At 45.9% G+C, this 222-nt stretch carries 1 protein-coding gene; it reads left to right on the plus strand.

Annotated features, from left to right (window positions below):
* On the plus strand, nt 1-222 hold a 222-nt coding region (locus AC1M9C_RS15030), incomplete at both ends, for a GA-like domain-containing protein (protein ID WP_481953988.1).

Genomic DNA, 222 nt, shown 5'->3' on the forward strand with positions numbered 1-222 from the left:
GGCAGAGCAAGCACTAGCAGATGCCGAATCAGATGGTTTAATCACCCCAACAGAACTTACTGAGCTGACTCAAGCACGTGATGATGCACTTGCTGCTAAAGAAGATGCACAAGCGAAAGTTGATGCACTTCCAGAAGGAGCAGACAAAGACGCATTGGATGCACGCTTAGATGATCTAGTCGACATCACCTTACCAACAGTAAATGATGAAAACGAAGATGG

Source organism: Acinetobacter sp. 24-47-39 (assembly GCF_056783825.1).